General features: G+C 62.9%; 19 protein-coding genes. 6 read left to right on the forward strand and 13 right to left on the reverse strand.

Going from position 1 to position 15530, the window contains the following annotated elements; genetic code table 11:
• Nucleotides 1–93: 93 nt before the first annotated feature.
• The 6 genes from D1223_RS13185 (at nt 94) to D1223_RS13205 (ending at nt 4486) form a co-directional block, all read left to right on the forward strand.
• Nucleotides 94–459, forward strand: coding sequence for a hypothetical protein (locus D1223_RS13185; protein WP_147372815.1), 366 nt, complete (start codon nt 94–96; stop codon nt 457–459).
• Nucleotides 459–1088 (forward strand): CoA transferase subunit B, encoded by a 630-nt coding sequence (locus D1223_RS13190; RefSeq protein WP_119376879.1) that lies wholly within the window; start codon nt 459–461, stop codon nt 1086–1088. Before D1223_RS13185 ends, D1223_RS13190 begins: the two co-directional genes overlap by 1 nt.
• Nucleotides 1085–1417 (forward strand): zinc ribbon domain-containing protein YjdM, encoded by a 333-nt coding sequence (locus D1223_RS13195; RefSeq protein ID WP_119376880.1) that lies wholly within the window; start codon nt 1085–1087, stop codon nt 1415–1417. The genes D1223_RS13190 and D1223_RS13195 overlap by 4 nt, the downstream gene beginning before the upstream one ends.
• A 100-nt stretch (nt 1418–1517) precedes the next feature.
• Nucleotides 1518–3026 (forward strand): acetyl-CoA acetyltransferase, encoded by a 1509-nt coding sequence (locus D1223_RS13200; RefSeq protein ID WP_233353160.1) that lies wholly within the window; start codon nt 1518–1520, stop codon nt 3024–3026.
• A 45-nt stretch (nt 3027–3071) separates the two neighbouring features.
• Complete coding sequence (locus D1223_RS18855; RefSeq protein WP_158588483.1) at nt 3072–3503, forward strand: hypothetical protein; 432 nt, start codon at nt 3072–3074, stop codon at nt 3501–3503.
• Nucleotides 3500–4486, forward strand: coding sequence for a zinc transporter ZntB (locus D1223_RS13205; RefSeq protein WP_158588484.1), 987 nt, complete (start codon nt 3500–3502; stop codon nt 4484–4486). The genes D1223_RS18855 and D1223_RS13205 overlap by 4 nt, the downstream gene beginning before the upstream one ends.
• A 3-nt stretch (nt 4487–4489) precedes the next feature.
• Here D1223_RS13205 and D1223_RS13210 read toward each other — a convergent pair whose 3' ends face one another.
• From D1223_RS13210 to D1223_RS13265, 13 genes are all read right to left on the reverse strand, one after another.
• The gene (locus D1223_RS13210) at nt 4490–5173 is read right to left on the reverse strand and encodes a DUF938 domain-containing protein (protein ID WP_119376882.1); all 684 of its coding nucleotides are present in this window, start codon (nt 5171–5173) and stop codon (nt 4490–4492) included.
• A 12-nt stretch (nt 5174–5185) separates the two neighbouring features.
• Entirely contained in the window at nt 5186–6931 is a 1746-nt protein-coding gene (locus D1223_RS13215) for a class I adenylate-forming enzyme family protein (RefSeq protein WP_119376883.1), read from the reverse strand.
• Between the two features lie 117 nt (nt 6932–7048).
• Nucleotides 7049–7180: a hypothetical protein gene (locus D1223_RS19170; RefSeq protein WP_267896316.1), complete on the reverse strand. Its 132-nt coding sequence runs from the start codon at nt 7178–7180 to the stop codon at nt 7049–7051.
• 73 nt (nt 7181–7253) lie between these two features.
• Nucleotides 7254–7901 (reverse strand): hypothetical protein, encoded by a 648-nt coding sequence (locus tag D1223_RS13220; RefSeq protein ID WP_119376884.1) that lies wholly within the window; start codon nt 7899–7901, stop codon nt 7254–7256.
• Between the two features lie 69 nt (nt 7902–7970).
• A complete protein-coding gene (locus D1223_RS13225; protein WP_147372817.1) occupies nt 7971–8738 on the reverse strand; it encodes a hypothetical protein in 768 nt (255 codons plus the stop codon).
• 153 nt (nt 8739–8891) lie between these two features.
• On the reverse strand, nt 8892–10814 hold the full coding sequence (gene dxs / locus D1223_RS13230; RefSeq protein ID WP_119376886.1) for a 1-deoxy-D-xylulose-5-phosphate synthase: 1923 nt from the start codon (nt 10812–10814) through the stop codon (nt 8892–8894).
• 43 nt (nt 10815–10857) lie between these two features.
• Nucleotides 10858–11742, reverse strand: a complete 885-nt coding sequence (locus D1223_RS13235; protein ID WP_119376887.1) for a polyprenyl synthetase family protein — start codon at nt 11740–11742, stop codon at nt 10858–10860.
• Between the two features lie 10 nt (nt 11743–11752).
• Complete coding sequence (locus D1223_RS13240; RefSeq protein WP_119376888.1) at nt 11753–12001, reverse strand: exodeoxyribonuclease VII small subunit; 249 nt, start codon at nt 11999–12001, stop codon at nt 11753–11755.
• Nucleotides 12002–12073: 72 nt separating this feature from the next.
• Nucleotides 12074–12631: a histidine phosphatase family protein gene (locus D1223_RS13245; RefSeq protein WP_233353161.1), complete on the reverse strand. Its 558-nt coding sequence runs from the start codon at nt 12629–12631 to the stop codon at nt 12074–12076.
• Nucleotides 12632–12758: 127 nt separating this feature from the next.
• Nucleotides 12759–13919, reverse strand: coding sequence for a GNAT family N-acetyltransferase (locus D1223_RS13250; RefSeq protein ID WP_158588485.1), 1161 nt, complete (start codon nt 13917–13919; stop codon nt 12759–12761).
• A gap of 84 nt (nt 13920–14003) precedes the next feature.
• Nucleotides 14004–14876: a signal peptidase I gene (lepB, locus tag D1223_RS13255; RefSeq protein ID WP_119376891.1), complete on the reverse strand. Its 873-nt coding sequence runs from the start codon at nt 14874–14876 to the stop codon at nt 14004–14006.
• A complete protein-coding gene (locus tag D1223_RS13260; protein WP_119376892.1) occupies nt 14873–15187 on the reverse strand; it encodes a YbjQ family protein in 315 nt (104 codons plus the stop codon). Before D1223_RS13260 ends, lepB begins: the two co-directional genes overlap by 4 nt.
• A 12-nt stretch (nt 15188–15199) precedes the next feature.
• Nucleotides 15200–15466, reverse strand: coding sequence for a hypothetical protein (locus D1223_RS13265; protein ID WP_119376893.1), 267 nt, complete (start codon nt 15464–15466; stop codon nt 15200–15202).
• Between the last annotated feature and the right edge of the window lie 64 nt (nt 15467–15530).

A 15530-nucleotide genomic window follows, 5' to 3' on the forward strand; every position in this document is an offset into this window, starting at 1 on the left:
TCGACCGGAATAGCCTCGGGTCACGACGCTGAAGCTTACGCGGCAGCGATGGCTCTTGCGGACCCAGCCGCGATGAGGCTTGAACGCTCCTGCATGTTGCAGACGCCAAAGACGACCTTTACCACCGCGCTTGTCGAAGACGTTTTCGACGGTCGCTACATCTACGCAAAGCGGACAGGGCGCGACAATGGCTACCTCGTCGAGTTTTCCGACACCTGTCGAAAAGCGCAAAGAGGCGTGACACCGCACATTGAGGACATTTGCCGCCGCGACTGGTTGCGGGTTCGCGGTGAGCTTTGTGTCGTTCAGGATATTTACCGCGTCCCGGACGAATCGGTCGGACGGGCACTGGCACTGAAACTCGAGCAGGAGCGCAATCGCGCCGCCTTGCACCGCTCTATCCCCACCCGCGACGCTGCCAAACCAGCTGGGACGAACAATTCCACAGGAGACGAATAATGCCCTGGACACGTGACGACATGGCCAAGCGCGCCGCGCAGGAGCTGGAAGACGGGATGTATGTCAATCTCGGCATCGGCATTCCGACGCTGGTGGCGAACTACATCCCGGATGGCGTCTCGGTGACGCTGCAGTCGGAAAACGGCATGCTGGGCATGGGGCCCTTTCCCTATGAAGGCGAGGAAGACGCCGACCTCATCAATGCCGGCAAGCAGACGATCACGGAACTTCCGCACACGGCCTTCTTCGACAGCTCGATGAGCTTCGCGATGATCCGCGGCGGCAAGATCAACATGGCGATCCTCGGCGCGATGGAAGTCGCGGAAAATGGCGATCTCGCCAACTGGATGATCCCCGGCAAGCTGGTCAAGGGTATGGGCGGGGCGATGGACCTCGTCGCCGGCGTCAAACGCATCGTGGTGATCACCGACCACACGTCGAAATCGGGCGAGCCGAAGCTGATCAAGGAATGCACCCTGCCGCTGACCGGAAAGGGCGTCGTCAACCGGATCATCACCGACCTCGGCGTCTTCGACGTCGTCGAAGGCGGCCTCGAGATCAAGGAAATCGCGCCTGGCGTCACCCGTGACGAGATCTACGAGAAGACCGCCGCGAAGATCGTCAATTGAGCACGCTGCCGCCCTGCCCGAAATGCGCGTCCGCCTTCGTCTATGAAGACGGCGCGCTGCTCATCTGCCCGGAATGCGCCCATGAATGGTCGCCCGCCGCCGATGCCGAGTCCGCAAAAGTCTGGCGCGATGCCAATGGCAACACGCTGCAGGATGGCGACACGGTCACCGTGATCAAGGACCTCAAGATCAAGGGCTCCTCATCGGTCGTGAAGGTCGGCACGCGCGTCAAGAATATCCGCCTTGTCGAGGGCGACCACGACATCGACTGCAAGATTGACGGCATCGGGCAGATGGGCCTGAAGACCGAGTTCGTGAAGAAGGCCTGAGTAGCATCTGCCTTAGCAGCCATTCCCGCAGCGTCATGGATTGAACACTGCCCTGCCGCCCCTATCACAGACCCTGACAACAGACAGGGAGTAAGACGATATGGCCAAAGGCGCGATGCCCGTCCTGGTGGGCGTGGGACAATCGATGAGCCAGTGGGACGGCAAGTCCGGCGCGGATGGCGCCCCTTCCCCGCTCAGCCTCGCTCGCGATGCCTCGAAGGCGGCCCTGAAGGATGCTGGCGTCGACGCCGGAGAGATCGACGCGCTGACCTTTGTCCGGATCTTCGAGGATTCGGTGCCCAGCGCCCCGCACCCGCACGGCCACAATACCAACCTTCCCGGCACGCTGGCCCGAGACCTCGGCGCTTCGCCATCCAAGCTGATCTATTCCGATGTCGGCGGGCAGAGCCCCCAGGCGCTTGCCAACGAGATGGCAAACCGCATCCATGCCGGGGAGTTCGACGTCGCCCTCGTTGCTGGCTCCGAAGCCAATCGCGCCTCGAAGGGCGCTCGCAAGAACGGCGTCGAGATCGACTGGGCCGATGATAGTGACCTGGCCTATGAGGATCGCGGCCTTGGCGGCCAGATGCTGAGCCGGCCGGAAATCAAGCACGGCCTCATCGCACCGGCCTTCTTCTACGCCATGTTCGAGAACGCCATCGCCGCCCGGGAGGGCCGCTCGCGGTCAGGCCAGCGCGAAGCCATGGCGAAACTGTTCCAGCCTTTCACGGCCCGGGCCGCGCAAAACCCCTACTCCCAATTCCCCGTCGAGCGCAGCGTCGACTTCCTGAAGACGCCGTCGCCGGAGAATTACGAATTCGCCGACCCTTATCTCAAATGGCATATCGCACAGGATGCCGTGAACCAGGGCGCCGCCATCCTGGTCATGTCGGAAGACAAGGCCGATGCCCTCGGCGTGTCGAAGGAGAAGCGCGTCTACCTGCATGGCGGCGGGGAGGCGAGCGACAGCTTCATTTCCGAGCGCCCCATGCTCGACGGGTCCTGGGCCATGGAACAGGCCATCGGCAAGGCGCTGGACCAGGCCGGCAAGGACTCCGGCACCATGAAGTACTTTGATCTGTACTCCTGCTTTCCTTGTGCGGTCTTTTCATCGGCACAAGTCCTCGATATCAATCCGTTTACCGATAAACGTCCGCTGACGCTGACGGGTGGCCTGCCCTTCTTCGGCGGCCCGGGCAACAATTACTCCATGCACGGCCTCGCCAGCATGGCGGACGCGCTGCGTGCCGACCCCGGCAGCTTCGGCCTTGTCCTTGCCAATGGCGGCTGGATGACCAAGGAGGCCGCCGGCGTCTGGTCGACGGCCCGGCCTGATGCGTACAAGCCGACCGCCGCATCCGTGAAGGCGACAGAAAAGGTGGAGCTCGAAAGCGCGCCAACCACGGGCACGATCGAGACCTTCACCGTGGTTCACGGCCGCAAGGGCGCCGAGCATGGCGTCATCTTCGCGCGCACGGGGGACGGCAAGCGTTTTATCGCGAAGGCCACGCCGGACGCCCTGGAGCGGTTGCGCGAGGACAGCTCGCCTGTCGGCGCTGCTGTCACGGTAGAGACCGCAGACGAGGTCAACACTTTCCGCTTCGCCTGACCCGCCTGCCCGGTTAAGCTGGCCGCGAAACCGGAAGGATTCCATATGCGCGCGCCTGCGATGCGACCGATTGCCCTTGTGCTTGCCATGTGCTCGATGGCGGCAGCCTGCGTCACCCAACCGGAGCCGTGCACGCCTGAATGGGTCGAGTGGAAGACCGACCGGGTCCTCGACAAGTTTGCCGACGCGCATCGCGGCACGGTTCGCGATCTGCGCGAGGTGTCGGGCAGGATCGAGAATCCGTCCGTGCTCACCGCCATCCGGATCGCCAGCCTTGCTGCCGACTCCCACGACCTGGTGCGCGACTTCAACGAGATCGTGATGCCGGAACTGAATGACGCCATCGCGCAATGCGGGCGTCCGCAGGAGTTCGTGCCGGCCTTCACAGGCTTCCTGCGCCGGGAAGGCGTCGGCGAAGACGTGATCGACTGGATCGAGGCCTTCGGTGTGTTCCTCGAAATGCAACAAACCTCATGAATACCAGCAGCGAAAGCACGCTTATCTTCGGCTATGAATTCGACGAATCCGGTCACGCGCGCCGCCTTTCCTGGGAAGACGTCGCCAGCGGGCCGGCCGCGCGTCCGGGCGTTCGCCGCTGGCTGCATCTCAACCGGCTATCGCCGGCCGTGCAGACCTGGCTGACGCGAGACAGCGGCATCGACCAGGTCATCGACCAGGCACTGCTGCAGGAGGATACACGGCCACGCTGCCTTGCTCATGATGGCGGCCTGCTGATCAATCTGCGCGGCGTGAACCTCAATGAGGGCTCCGACCCGGAAGACATGATCGCGATCCGCATCTGGATGACGTCCGATGTCGTTGTTTCGCTACGCGCGTTTCACATAAAGGCCGCACAGGACCTCAGTGAACGGATCATGGCAGGCAGTGTCACGGAAAACACCGGCGCCATCATCACGTTTCTCGCCAATGGCCTGACAGAGCGGATCGAACCCGTTATCGCGGAACTCGACGAAAAGGCCGACGATTTCGAGGAAACGCTCCTGACGTCGGATGACAAGCTGCCGCGAAGCGCGCTATCCAGTTTCCGGCGGAAGGTCCTGACGCTCCGCCGCTACATCATCCCGCAGCGTGACGCGCTGGCACAGATGATCCGCGAGGGCGAAGGCCTGTTTACGCGCGCCCAGATCATGCAGCTTCGTGAGGTTGCAGACCGGGTCACCCGGATCGGAGAGGAACTCGACACGATCCGCGACCGCTCGACGGTGCTGCAGGAACAGATCATCGAACAGCGCGCCGAACGGATGAACCAGCGCCTATTCGTGCTGTCGATCATCTCGGCTGTCTTCCTGCCGCTGGGCTTCGTCACCGGCCTGTTCGGCGTGAATGTCGGCGGGATGCCGGGCGTCAACAGCCCACTGGCCTTCACCCTGCTCTGCATCGGCATGCTGACCCTGTCGACGGGGCTGATCTTTCTCTTCCGGAAGATGCGCTGGCTGTAGACGTCAGGCGCGACGGAAGATCACGCTGGAGTTGTTAGACGGCATGTCGACAACCGTTTCCAGCTCGAGCCCGGCAGCAACGGCGAGCGGCATCAGCTCCCGGTCGAGATCACGAACGCCCCAGGCCGGGTCCCGGCGCTTCAGGTTCTCACTGAAGCGGGCGTTCGACCCGGCGATCGCGCCATTGCGCGCGAACGGTCCGTAGAGGAACAGTTTTCCGCCGGGCCGAAGCAGCCGGCCAGCCCCACGCAACAGGCCCGCTGCCGCCTCAATGGGCGCAATATGGATCATGTTCGCGCAGAACATCCCGTCGAGCGGCGCCAGCGCCTCGGCCTTACCCCAATCATCTGCGGACGCATCAATCGTGTACGGCCCGGTCAGACGCTCGCCGGACGGTGCCAGCTGCACCCAGGCGCGCTGGCTGTCTCGGCTCATCTCGTCGAGGTCTGAATAGGTCCAGCGCAGCGCATCGAACCGCTCCGTCATCCAGGCACCATGCTCACCCGTGCCGGACGCGATTTCCAGCACCCTGCCATCCAGCGGCATCACGCGCGCGAAGACTTCCGCAATCGGCTCGCGGTTTCGCGCGACCGAGGGCGAATAGCGCCGCCCGTCCTCGCCGGTGTCACGCTGCTCCAGCGCGACCGACTTGCCGGCGCTGCCGATATCGTCGCGGTCCTTGCTCATCGGAGCCTCCCGTCAATCGCGCGGCTTGAACCGGTTGCGAAGCTCGGGTTTCAGGATCTTGCCATTGGCGTTGCGCGGCAGTGGCTCGCTCTGGAACTTGATCTCGACCGGCACCTTGAAGGCCGCGAGCTGGCTGGCGACATGCGCGCGCAGCTCGTCCTCGCTCACCGTCTTGCCCGGCTTCAGCTGCACGATCGCGCCAACTTCCTCGCCCAGTACCTTGTGCGGGATGCCGACCACCGCCGCATCCATGACGGCTGGATGGTCGTAGAGCGCGCTTTCCACCTCGATGGAGTAGATGTTCTCGCCGCCGCGGATCAGCATGTCCTTGGCCCGGTCCACCAGGTAGAGGAAGCCCTCCTCATCCAGGCGCGCGAGGTCACCGGTCACGACCCAGCCATCGCGGAAGGTCTCCGCGGTGGCATCGGGCCGGTTCCAGTAGGACTTGCAGTTTGACGGGCTCTTGCACCACAGCTCACCGACTTCGCCGGGCGGCAACGTCTTGCCATCCGGGCCGACAATCTTGAGGTCAACGGCGAGAGGCGGCGCCCCGGCGCTGTCCGGCCGGTGAACATAGTCCTCACCGATGTTGAGGGTGACCGTCGCGCAGGTTTCCGTCATGCCCCAGCCATTACCGGGTGCTGCTTCAGGAAAGCGCTTCTTGATGGTCGAGACGAGTTCAGGCGCCGACGGCGCGCCACCATAGGACACGACTTCAATGGAGGAGAGGTCGTATTTGTCCCGGTCAGGGTGTTCGAGCACCTGCCAGGCGATCGCCGGCACGCCGCCAATGGTGGTGACCTTTTCCTTTTCGATGATCGGCAGCGCCTTGTCCGCGTCCCACTTGTACATGCAGATGATCTTGTCACCGCGAAGCAGGGTCGGGATCAGGATGGCGAACGCCCCGGTCGCGTGAAAAAACGGGATCGAGAGTAGCGTGGCGCGCTGCACATCCGGGTCCGGTTCGGGCAGCGCCTCGCCGCGGCGCAGATACATCCGCGCCTGGCAGGTCATCGAGTTCAGGAAGTTCGAGATCACAGCACGATGCGTCGCCAGCGCGCCTTTCGGCTTGCCGGTCGTCCCGGAAGTGTACATCAGCGTGGCGTCGTCGTCCGGCGCGATCTCGACATCCGGCAGGCTGCGCGGCTCAAGCCCCGCCCAATCATTCGTCTCGCCGATGATGTCCTCGAGATTGTAGACGCCGGGATGATTGCGCTCTTCTTCGGTTTCGCGGGCGATGATGATGGAGTCCAGCTCCGGCAGCTGATCAACATGCTCGCGAATGCGCTCATAGATCTGCGGGTCGACGATGGCGAGCTTGGCGCCGGAATTCTGCAGGCCGTATTCCAGCTCTTCCCCGGTCCACCAGGAATTCATCGGCGTGGCGATGGCGCCGACGGAGAGGGCCGCAAAAAAGGCGACCGACCATTGCGGATAGTTGCGCATGATGATCGCGACGCGGTCACCCTTGGCGATCCCGAACTGGTCCTTCAGGGCATGCGCAAGATGCGACACGGCCTTCAGGTGGGCCAGGAAGGATGCGCGCTCATGCTCGTAGACGAGGAAATCGCGGTCGCCATGCAGCGCCGACGCCTCGGCCAGGAAACGAATGGTCGGCGGCGCCTCGGGATAATACTTCATCGATATGCCGTCGATGACCCCTTCGCTGACCGCGAGCGGCGTGCCCGGTTCGGCGAGCTTCCGGTTGGCATCCTCAATCGAAAGTGCCGGCCAGGCCGATCCTGAATCCGCTGCCATTCTGTCTTCCTCCAGATTGATCGTTTATTCTGCAATCAATCACGAGAAACAGACGAAGGGAAGTGTGGCACGGCCGCGCGCAAAGCCCCGCAACATAAACAGTTCGTGCCGGACGCCCTAGCGCGCCGACACGGTCTTCGCGGGTGCTGCGATGGTTTCGCCCGCAACAGTATCACCCGCTGGCGGCCAGAGCAGCAGGACACCGAGGCAGGCCAGCGCTGCGAAGAAGATTGTGAGGACGTCCTTCATGAAATGCCCCTCCTGGACAAAGATCCAGGAGGGGCAGCAATCGGCATGCCATCGCACCGCGATGGCAGGCTTTCTATTTTCCAAGCTCGCAGAACTGGACGTTACGCGCCGTGCCGTCCGGTTCTGTCATGCTGAAGACCGGCCCTGCGAGTTCGTCACCGTCGCAGAGATAGCCGATCTGGTACATGTCGACGAGATATTCGTTCTCCGGCTCCAGGGCGCCAGCCAGCATAAGGTCTGCTGCTTCCTGGTGGCGGCCAAGACGGAACAGGATCTCGAAACGCTCCATCGGCGAAACTTCGCCGGAGGCGAGCATGTCGGTCAGCGTCGAATATTCGGCCTCGGCCGTCTCGAGCAGCGATGCTGCGTCGGCGGCGACCGCACTGTTGGCGTAACCGGTCTTGATTTCCTTGAGGTCAGCGATGGCGCCTTCCAGGTCGCTGCCGCCGCCATAGCGCAGCTCTGCCCGCTTGAAGAGGACTTCCGCAAATTGCTCTTCGCTGAGGCCCGGATCGCCCAGGAGCTGGGTCAGGCGGTCGATTGCGATCTGCTCATTGCCCGCCTCGACGAGCGAATTCACCGTGCCGATGGCGAGGCTGTACTTGGTCTGCTCAATCGACGTTTCGGCTGGCGGTTCGCTGACGGTTGCCGGCTCGGTGTCAGGGGCGGTGGTACAGGCCGCGATGGCGACCCCGCAAAGTAGCGCGCTCAGGCGTTTCATGATGTGCTCCAGTTCGATCCCGATAAAACTCGTTGGAGCCTTGGTTCTAACCGGCGGGGCAAGGCAACATTATGGCCCTGCAACGGCAATTGCGGGTTGGGCCTCATCCTTGCGCGCGGCGGCATTCTTGCCGTCGCCCGGCGCGGGTGACCCGGTGGCCGGCGCTGAAGCGGTCAGCAGGCGCGGGGCCTTGTCCGGCCCGGGCATGGCGGCTGCCGGCCCGCACCAGTGCAGATTGGCGAGATCGGGCCGCTCGGGCCCGAACTGATGCAGCTTCGGCGCATCGGGGCGGTCCTCGCAGATATAGCCGAAGGCCATCATGGTCTGGACCTGTAGCGGCGTCGGACTGATCCCGGACTTTCGGTAACGGGCGACCGCCTCGTCATGGCGGCCCAGGGAAAAGACGCCGTCAAACCATTCTGCGATGGTCTGCAGGTCCTCATGCTGCTGCTCGATCCAGATGATCTCGTCTTCCGCCCAACCCTTCTCGATCTTCGCATTGTTGGCAAAAGGATGGTTGGCATCGATGGCGAGGATGGCTTCGAAGTCGTCCAGGGCGCCGAGCTTGTCCATGCCGTCCTTCCAGCGCCGCGTCGCCCGCTCGAACAGCGTCTTGCCGCGCTGGTAGTCGCTGAGGTCACTACGGTTCAGGATAGATGTGAGGGCCGCATCATAAGCAACTGGGTTCTCGTGGGCCTTGGCCTCGGCGAGCAGCGCCTCATAGGCCGCTTCCGACAGCGTCTGTGGCGACTGGGCAACTGCCGCAAACGGCCCCGGACCGGCCATGCCAGTTCCAAGAATGACAGCGCAGGCTGCCGCCAGCAAATACGTCTTCATCGCCCACCCCATGAACGCCAGATCACTCAGGTGTTAACACCCGCTCCCGGCGAGGTCACCACAAAATCCTGACGAATTCACCTCAGAGGCGAAAAGCTTTTATGACAAATTTTGCCGATCCGGCGGGCAGACCATCGCCCGCAGGTGCTGGCGTCAGGCGCGGGCGAGCTGGTCGATCGCCTGCATGTTGCCGCGACCGAGCGCCTCGATTGCGCGCGCGGCAATGCTGCGGGCGTCGAGACCGGCCTGCTCATACATGAGCTCCGGCTTGTCCTGGTCCTGGAAGATGTCGGGCAGGCACATGGTCCGGATCTTGAGGCCTGTGTCGAAGGCGCCAACATCGGAAAGGTGCTGCAGCACGAACGCGCCAAAGCCGCCACGGGCGCCCTCTTCGATGGTGATCAGGACTTCGTGTTCCTTGGCCAGACGGTTGACCAGGTCCTCGTCCAGCGGCTTGGCAAAGCGGGCATCGGCGACCGTGCAGGACAGGCCCTGCGCAGCCAGCATGTCGGCCGCCTTCATCGCCTCGGCGAGACGCGTACCATAGGACAGGATGGCAATGCTGGTGCCTTCGCGCAGGATACGGCCCTTGCCGATCTCGAGCGCCTGGCCGACCTCCGGCAGGTCAATCCCGGTGCCATTGCCGCGCGGATAGCGGAACGCGCTCGGCCGGTCATCGATCTCGACAGCCGTGCGGACCATGTGAACCAGCTCAGCCTCATCCGCAGCCGCCATGCAGACCATGTCCGGCAACGCGCCGAGATAACCGATGTCAAAGCTGCCGGCATGGGTCGGGCCGTCAGCGCCGACCAGCCCGGCGCGGTCAATCGCGAAGCGGACTGGCAGTTTCTGGATGGCAACGTCATGGACAACCTGGTCATAGCCACGCTGCAGGAAGGTCGAATAGATCGCCGCGAAGGGCTTCATGCCGTCTGCGGCAAGACCGGCGGCGAAGGTCACGGCATGCTGCTCGGCGATGCCGACATCGAACATGCGGTCGGGGAATTCCTTCTCGAACAGGTCCATGCCCGTTCCGCCCGGCATGGCCGCCGTTATGCCGACGATCCGGTCATCCTTGCGCGCTTCCGCAACGAGGCTCTGCGCGAACACCTTGGTGTAGCTTGGCGGGCCGGACTTCGATTTCTGCTGCTCGCCAGTGACAACGTTGAACTTGGCGACGCCGTGATACTTGTCGGCGGAATTCTCGGCCGGCGCGTAGCCCTTGCCCTTCTGCGTCACGACATGCAGCAGGACCGGGCCGGATTCCATCGCCTTGCAGTTTTCCAGCACCGGCAGAAGGACATCCAGGTCATGCCCGTCAATCGGGCCGACATAGTAGAAGCCCAGCTCCTCGAACATCGTGCCGCCCATGGCGAAGCCGCGCAGGTATTCCTCGGCCTTGCGCGCCGGATTGGCGAGGCCGATCGGCTTGACGACGCTCTTGGCGAACTTGCGGAGCCCGCGATAGGAACGCGAGGATACGAGCTTGGAAAGATAGTGGCTCATCGCGCCGACGGGCGGAGCGATGGACATGTCATTGTCATTCAAGATGACCAGCATGCGGCTCATGTCGGAGCCGGCATTGTTCATCGCCTCATAGGCCATGCCGGCCGACATGGCGCCGTCGCCGATCACGCAGACCACCTTGTTGTCCTTGCCCGTCAGGTCGCGCGCCTTGGCAAAGCCGAGGCCGGCGGAAATCGAGGTCGAGGCGTGCGCGGCACCGAACGGGTCAAACTCGCTCTCGGCCCGCTTGGTGAAACCGGACAGCCCACCGCCCTGGCGCAGCGTGCGGATCTGGTCCTTGCGGCCGGTCAGGATCTTGTGCGGGTAGCACTGGTGGCCGACATCAAAGATCAGCTTGTCATCGGGCGTATCAAAGACGGTATGGATCGCCAGCGTCAGCTCGACGACGCCCAGCCCGGCACCAAGGTGGCCGCCCGTGACAGAGACCGCATCGATCACCTCCGCGCGCAGCTCGTCAGCGATCTGTTTCAGCTCCTCACGGGAGCGGCCTTTCAGATCGGCGGGCAAGGATACGGTATCCAGAAGACGGGTCTTTGAGGGGAGCGTCATGTATTCGTCCTTCGAGACGGGCTCTTTTCATTAAATTCGGAGTCTATCGCGTCCTGTCGAGAACATAATCAACTGATTGCAGCAGGATATTGGCCTTATCGCGGAAAATTGCGAGGTGCTGCTTGGCTTGCGCGGCAAGGAGACGCACGCGTTCGCGCGCGCCTTCAATGCCCAGGACTGTAACAAAATTGGCCTTTCCGGCGCTTTCATCCCGGCGCAGCGTCTTTCCGACAACGTCCTGATCACCTTCAGCATCGAGCAGGTCATCGGCAATCTGGTAGGCCAGTCCGAGGTCCTGGGCAAATCCGGCGAGCGCGTGGCGGGAATTTTCGCTCGCTCCGCCGATAATTGCGGCAGCCTCGACCGAATAGGAGATGAGCGCGCCCGTCTTCAGGCGCTGCATCCGTGTAATCGTGTTGAGATCGCGCGGGCTCTCCTCTTCAAGCATGTCGATCATCTGGCCGCCGACCATGCCCTTTGCGCCAGCCGCGTCTGCGAGCCGCTCGATCAGCCGCAGGCGGACCATGGGATCGCCGTGCGTGTCCTCGCCCGACAGGATCTTGAAGGCCAGCGTCAGCAACGCGTCCCCCGCCAGCACGGCTGTCGCCTCGTCGAAAGCCTTGTGGACGGTTGGCTGGCCGCGCCGCAGGTCGTCATCGTCCATGCACGGCAGGTCGTCATGAACGAGGGAATAGGTGTGCACGCATTCCAGAGCCGCCGCTGCGCGCAAGAGCGCGGTCTCATCGGCATCAAATAGCGCACCGGTCTCGATGACGTAGAAAGGCCGCATCCGCTTGCCATTGGCGAGCGCTGCATGCCGCATGGCTCTCATCAGGTTCGCTTCCGGCCCCTGGGCGGGCGGAATGAGCTGATCGAGCGCCACGGTGACCTTGTCGGCGATTTCGGTCAGGCGCTGTTCGAATTCCATGCGGGCATCCTCAGTCGAAACTGGCGGGCTCGGTGCCGGGCTTGCCATCGCTGCCCTGCACGATCTGCTCAATCTTCAGTTCGGCTGATTTCAAACGCGACTCACAGTGCGCCTTCAGCTTGGCGCCCCGCTCATAGATCTCGATGGATTTCTCGAGTTCGACATTCCCGGATTCGAGTTTTCGGACGATTTCCTCAAGTTCCTTGAGGGCTTCTTCGAAACTCATTTTCTCGATTGCCTGTGCTGGCTTTTCGGCCATTCGTTCGCTCCCCGGGACTAAGAGATTGCGCGCACCCTAAGCAGGTGTTGGGCGCTGCACAATGGCGGCTATTCAAGATTTGCCGCGATATTCGTAAATCCGGTAACTCCAGTACTTGTCACCGCCGTCGCGCACACAAACCCAGCCAAGCCGGGCCATCGCCGGACGCAACATCCGGTTGAACCAGCCATGCGCGGCCAGGTAGACCTTTCCGTCAGCGGCCGCCTCATGCAGGCGGCTGGCCGCTTCCCTGGCCCGCTCGCGCGCCTGCCGGTTGCTTTCCCCATCAAGGCTATGCCCGTAAAGCCAGGCCGTCCGGGCGATCACATTCCAGGTTTTCGGCAGGTATTTGCGATTCTTGAAGCGGGGCGGCGGTAGCGGCGCCTCGCAGAAAACCTCATCGGTTTCAGGCTCCCGGTCGCTGGCCATGCGCGCCGTTTCTATGGCACGCGGCGCTGTCGAGCTGAGGATGATGTCAGCATCGGCCACCGCCTCTCGCAGATTGTCGGGCACAAGCTGGCCAGGAGCCAGGCTGCCGGCCTCATACTGATCCCACCAGTCACGATACTCCCGCCAGTCCAGGCGCGGCCCGGCTGCGCGGTCCAGCGCCGGGCGTCCGTGACGGGACACGATAATCGGCCCGCGGGAACTTTTCTGTCTGTCAGTCTTGCTGGCAGCCATTCCTGATCAAGCCTCATACCCCGTCCGACGAGCCGACCATGCCTGTCCGGACGCCAACCATCAACAGGTTCAGCGATTAGTCGGCTTGGTAGGAGTCGGCAAGCTCCGTGGCTGCTCTTGTGCGGGAGAAGGCGTCGCGAAGCCCGAGGATACGCCCCATCGTGTCCGTTTCCGCCAGACATATCTGGTCGAGCCGGCGGCGCGCCTGGGTCATGACCTTGGCCACACCGCCGGGAATGTAGGTTTCGCCACTGCGCCAGGCCTGGCCGAGCAGCCGGTCGGGCCGGATCGCCAGCTCCCGTGCACGGATCACACCCGATCCGATGGGCAGCTGGTAGTTCGCATAATGGCGCTTGTAATGATCCATGCCGGGACCGGCGTCATAGATGGCCGGACCGTCCTTGCTCATCCTCTCCAGCATGTTTTGCACCAGCACGTTGCCTGGCGAATGCCGGCTGAATTCCGGCTCAAACCCTGTAATCCAGCCGTGGACAACCTTGTCGGACTGCAGGACCAGCTCGCTGGCGGCATGCTGTCCATCGAAGTGGAGGCTTACAAGGCGCATTCGGAAACGCGGGCCCTGCGTGACCCGCAGCTGTTCCAGAAGGACGCGCACCCAGTCAGGCGACAGCACATCATGGCGGCCGGTGCGCCGGAACTGCTCCTGCTTCAGCAGGATGAGGCGCTCAAAGGTCTCATCGCTCGTGTCGTCGAACCGGAATTCCATGTTGGAGAAATCCCGCTCGATATTGCGCTCGAGACGCCGCATCTTCTTGAAATGTTTCGGCCAGCGTCGCGCCTGCTCTTCGAGATAGGCGTCCCAGTCGTCCCCGACATGGGTGATGTTGGCGCCCGAGATCGTAAGATGCGTCTCACTTTCAGCATCCTGCGGCATCCATCCGAATGCCGACATGCCAAGCAGGCCAACCCCGCGCAGGAAGGCCGCGGGCGTCAGGTCCGTCGAGGCAGACAGGACCGGGCCGTGCCAGTCCGAGAATGGGCCACCGATAGGACGGGCCCAGGCACCCGGCCGGCGATGCAGCGCCCAGAAGCCGACCGGCTCGCCGCCCTCTTCAGCCACAGCGATCCGCGTGTCGTCGCGCAGGCCGCCGACAAGCCGCGCATAAATGGGATCGAAGAAGGGGTCGTCATAGATTGCGCGCGCATTGCGGAGTTCGGCAAACGAGACCCAGAGGTCTTCACTTACCTGCGCTGGTCGAAGCAGCCTGAACTTCATCTGTCCCATCCCTGATCACCCCATCGTGTTCAAGGCGCAGATCTGCAAGCGCCACGCCAGATTCGCCTGTTAGGAGAAACTTAACTATAGGCCGCGCCAGAGACGCTTTTTCATGCACGGCTCGGCTTGTGCCTTTGCACATGAATAGGTTGAGAAGAGCACCGTGTCGGCGCGCCCGATCAGGTTTTCAGCCGGGACAAATCCGACAGACGCCTCCTCCGGCGAGATGCCGCGGGGCGGTTCGCAGCCGGCCCGGTCTATCACGCCCTGTTCATTCGGCGGGCAGTGACCGGTCGTCGAGCGGCCATCCTCGGAATTGTCGCGATTGTCACCGATGAAGAGGTAGTGCCCCTCGGGTACTTCGAAGACCGGTGTCGTGTCGAGCGAGCGCATCTGGTTGTCGCCCTGCTGCCACTGATGCGTCAGCCAGGACTGGCCATTGATGGTCTCGCGGTATTCCCGCGCCGTCTCGGCATAGCTCTGCGTGTGCGGGACATAGCGGATGCGGCGCACGAAGTCGCGCTCGATCGGCTTGCCGTTGAGATAGAGTTGCTCGTCGATCATCTGCACCTGGTCGCCAGGCAGGCCAATGATGCGCTTGATCATCACGCGGTCGGTATGCGGGTGCATGAACACGGCGACATCACCGCGCTCTGGCTTGCCGCCGAAAACGCGCCCATCGCCTTCGGGCAGCAGACGCCAGGCGCCCCAGGGCAGGCTGTAGCGGCTGTAACCATAGGCAAACTTGTTGACCGCCACCCGGTCACCGACCTGCAGGTTCGGCACCATGCTCTCGGACGGGATCACCCGCTGCTCGTAGATCAGGAAGGAAAAGATGTAGAAGGCGGGGATGAAGATCGCGAGCGTAACGGCCCATTCGCGCGCTTCATGCAGCAGCTTGTCTTTCAGCGACCGTTTCTGTTCAGGCGCATCCGGGGTCTGGGAGGAGGTGCTCATTTGAGTCTGACGGCTGTTCCATAGGCGAGCAGCTCGGCAGAACCGCCCATGATCATTGATGTCGTTATGCGCATCGTGACGATGGCGTCGGCCCCAAGCCTTTGGGCGTCGTCTCGCATCCGGTCAAGGGCCTGTTCGCGCGCTTCTGCCATCAGCTTGGTGTATTCGGGCACTTCCCCGCCGACCAGGTTACGCAGCCCGGCCATGATGTCGCGACCGAAAAAGCGCGTGCGAACGACATTTCCGCGCACGATCCCGAGGACGTCCGCAACCTCCCGGCCGGGAACGCTGTCAGCCATGGTCACGATCATGGGCGTGGTCTCCTACTTGTCGACATTTTTCGAATAGTGGTCGTCTTCCTTGCTGCCCAGCCGGTCGGCGACGACCTTGATGAAGAGCAGGAGCAGGCCGAGGAAGACCAGCCCTGGCAGGGCGAACATCATATAGAGCGGCATGCCGGTTTCAGCCGAGGCCTGGCCGACGGCAAAGCTCACGCCGAGCACAGTCAGGATGCCGTAAATCGCAGCGCCCGCCACAATCAGGCCAATGCCGATAACAAACAGGAAGCTTGTCGGCCCGCGTTCGTTCATGGTCGTCTCCCTTCGTGCAGAAGGAAGACTAGCGTCATGGCGAAACCATGGCGACCCACAATTT

This window comes from Henriciella mobilis (assembly GCF_003576285.1).
GTDB lineage: Bacteria > Pseudomonadota > Alphaproteobacteria > Caulobacterales > Hyphomonadaceae > Henriciella > Henriciella mobilis.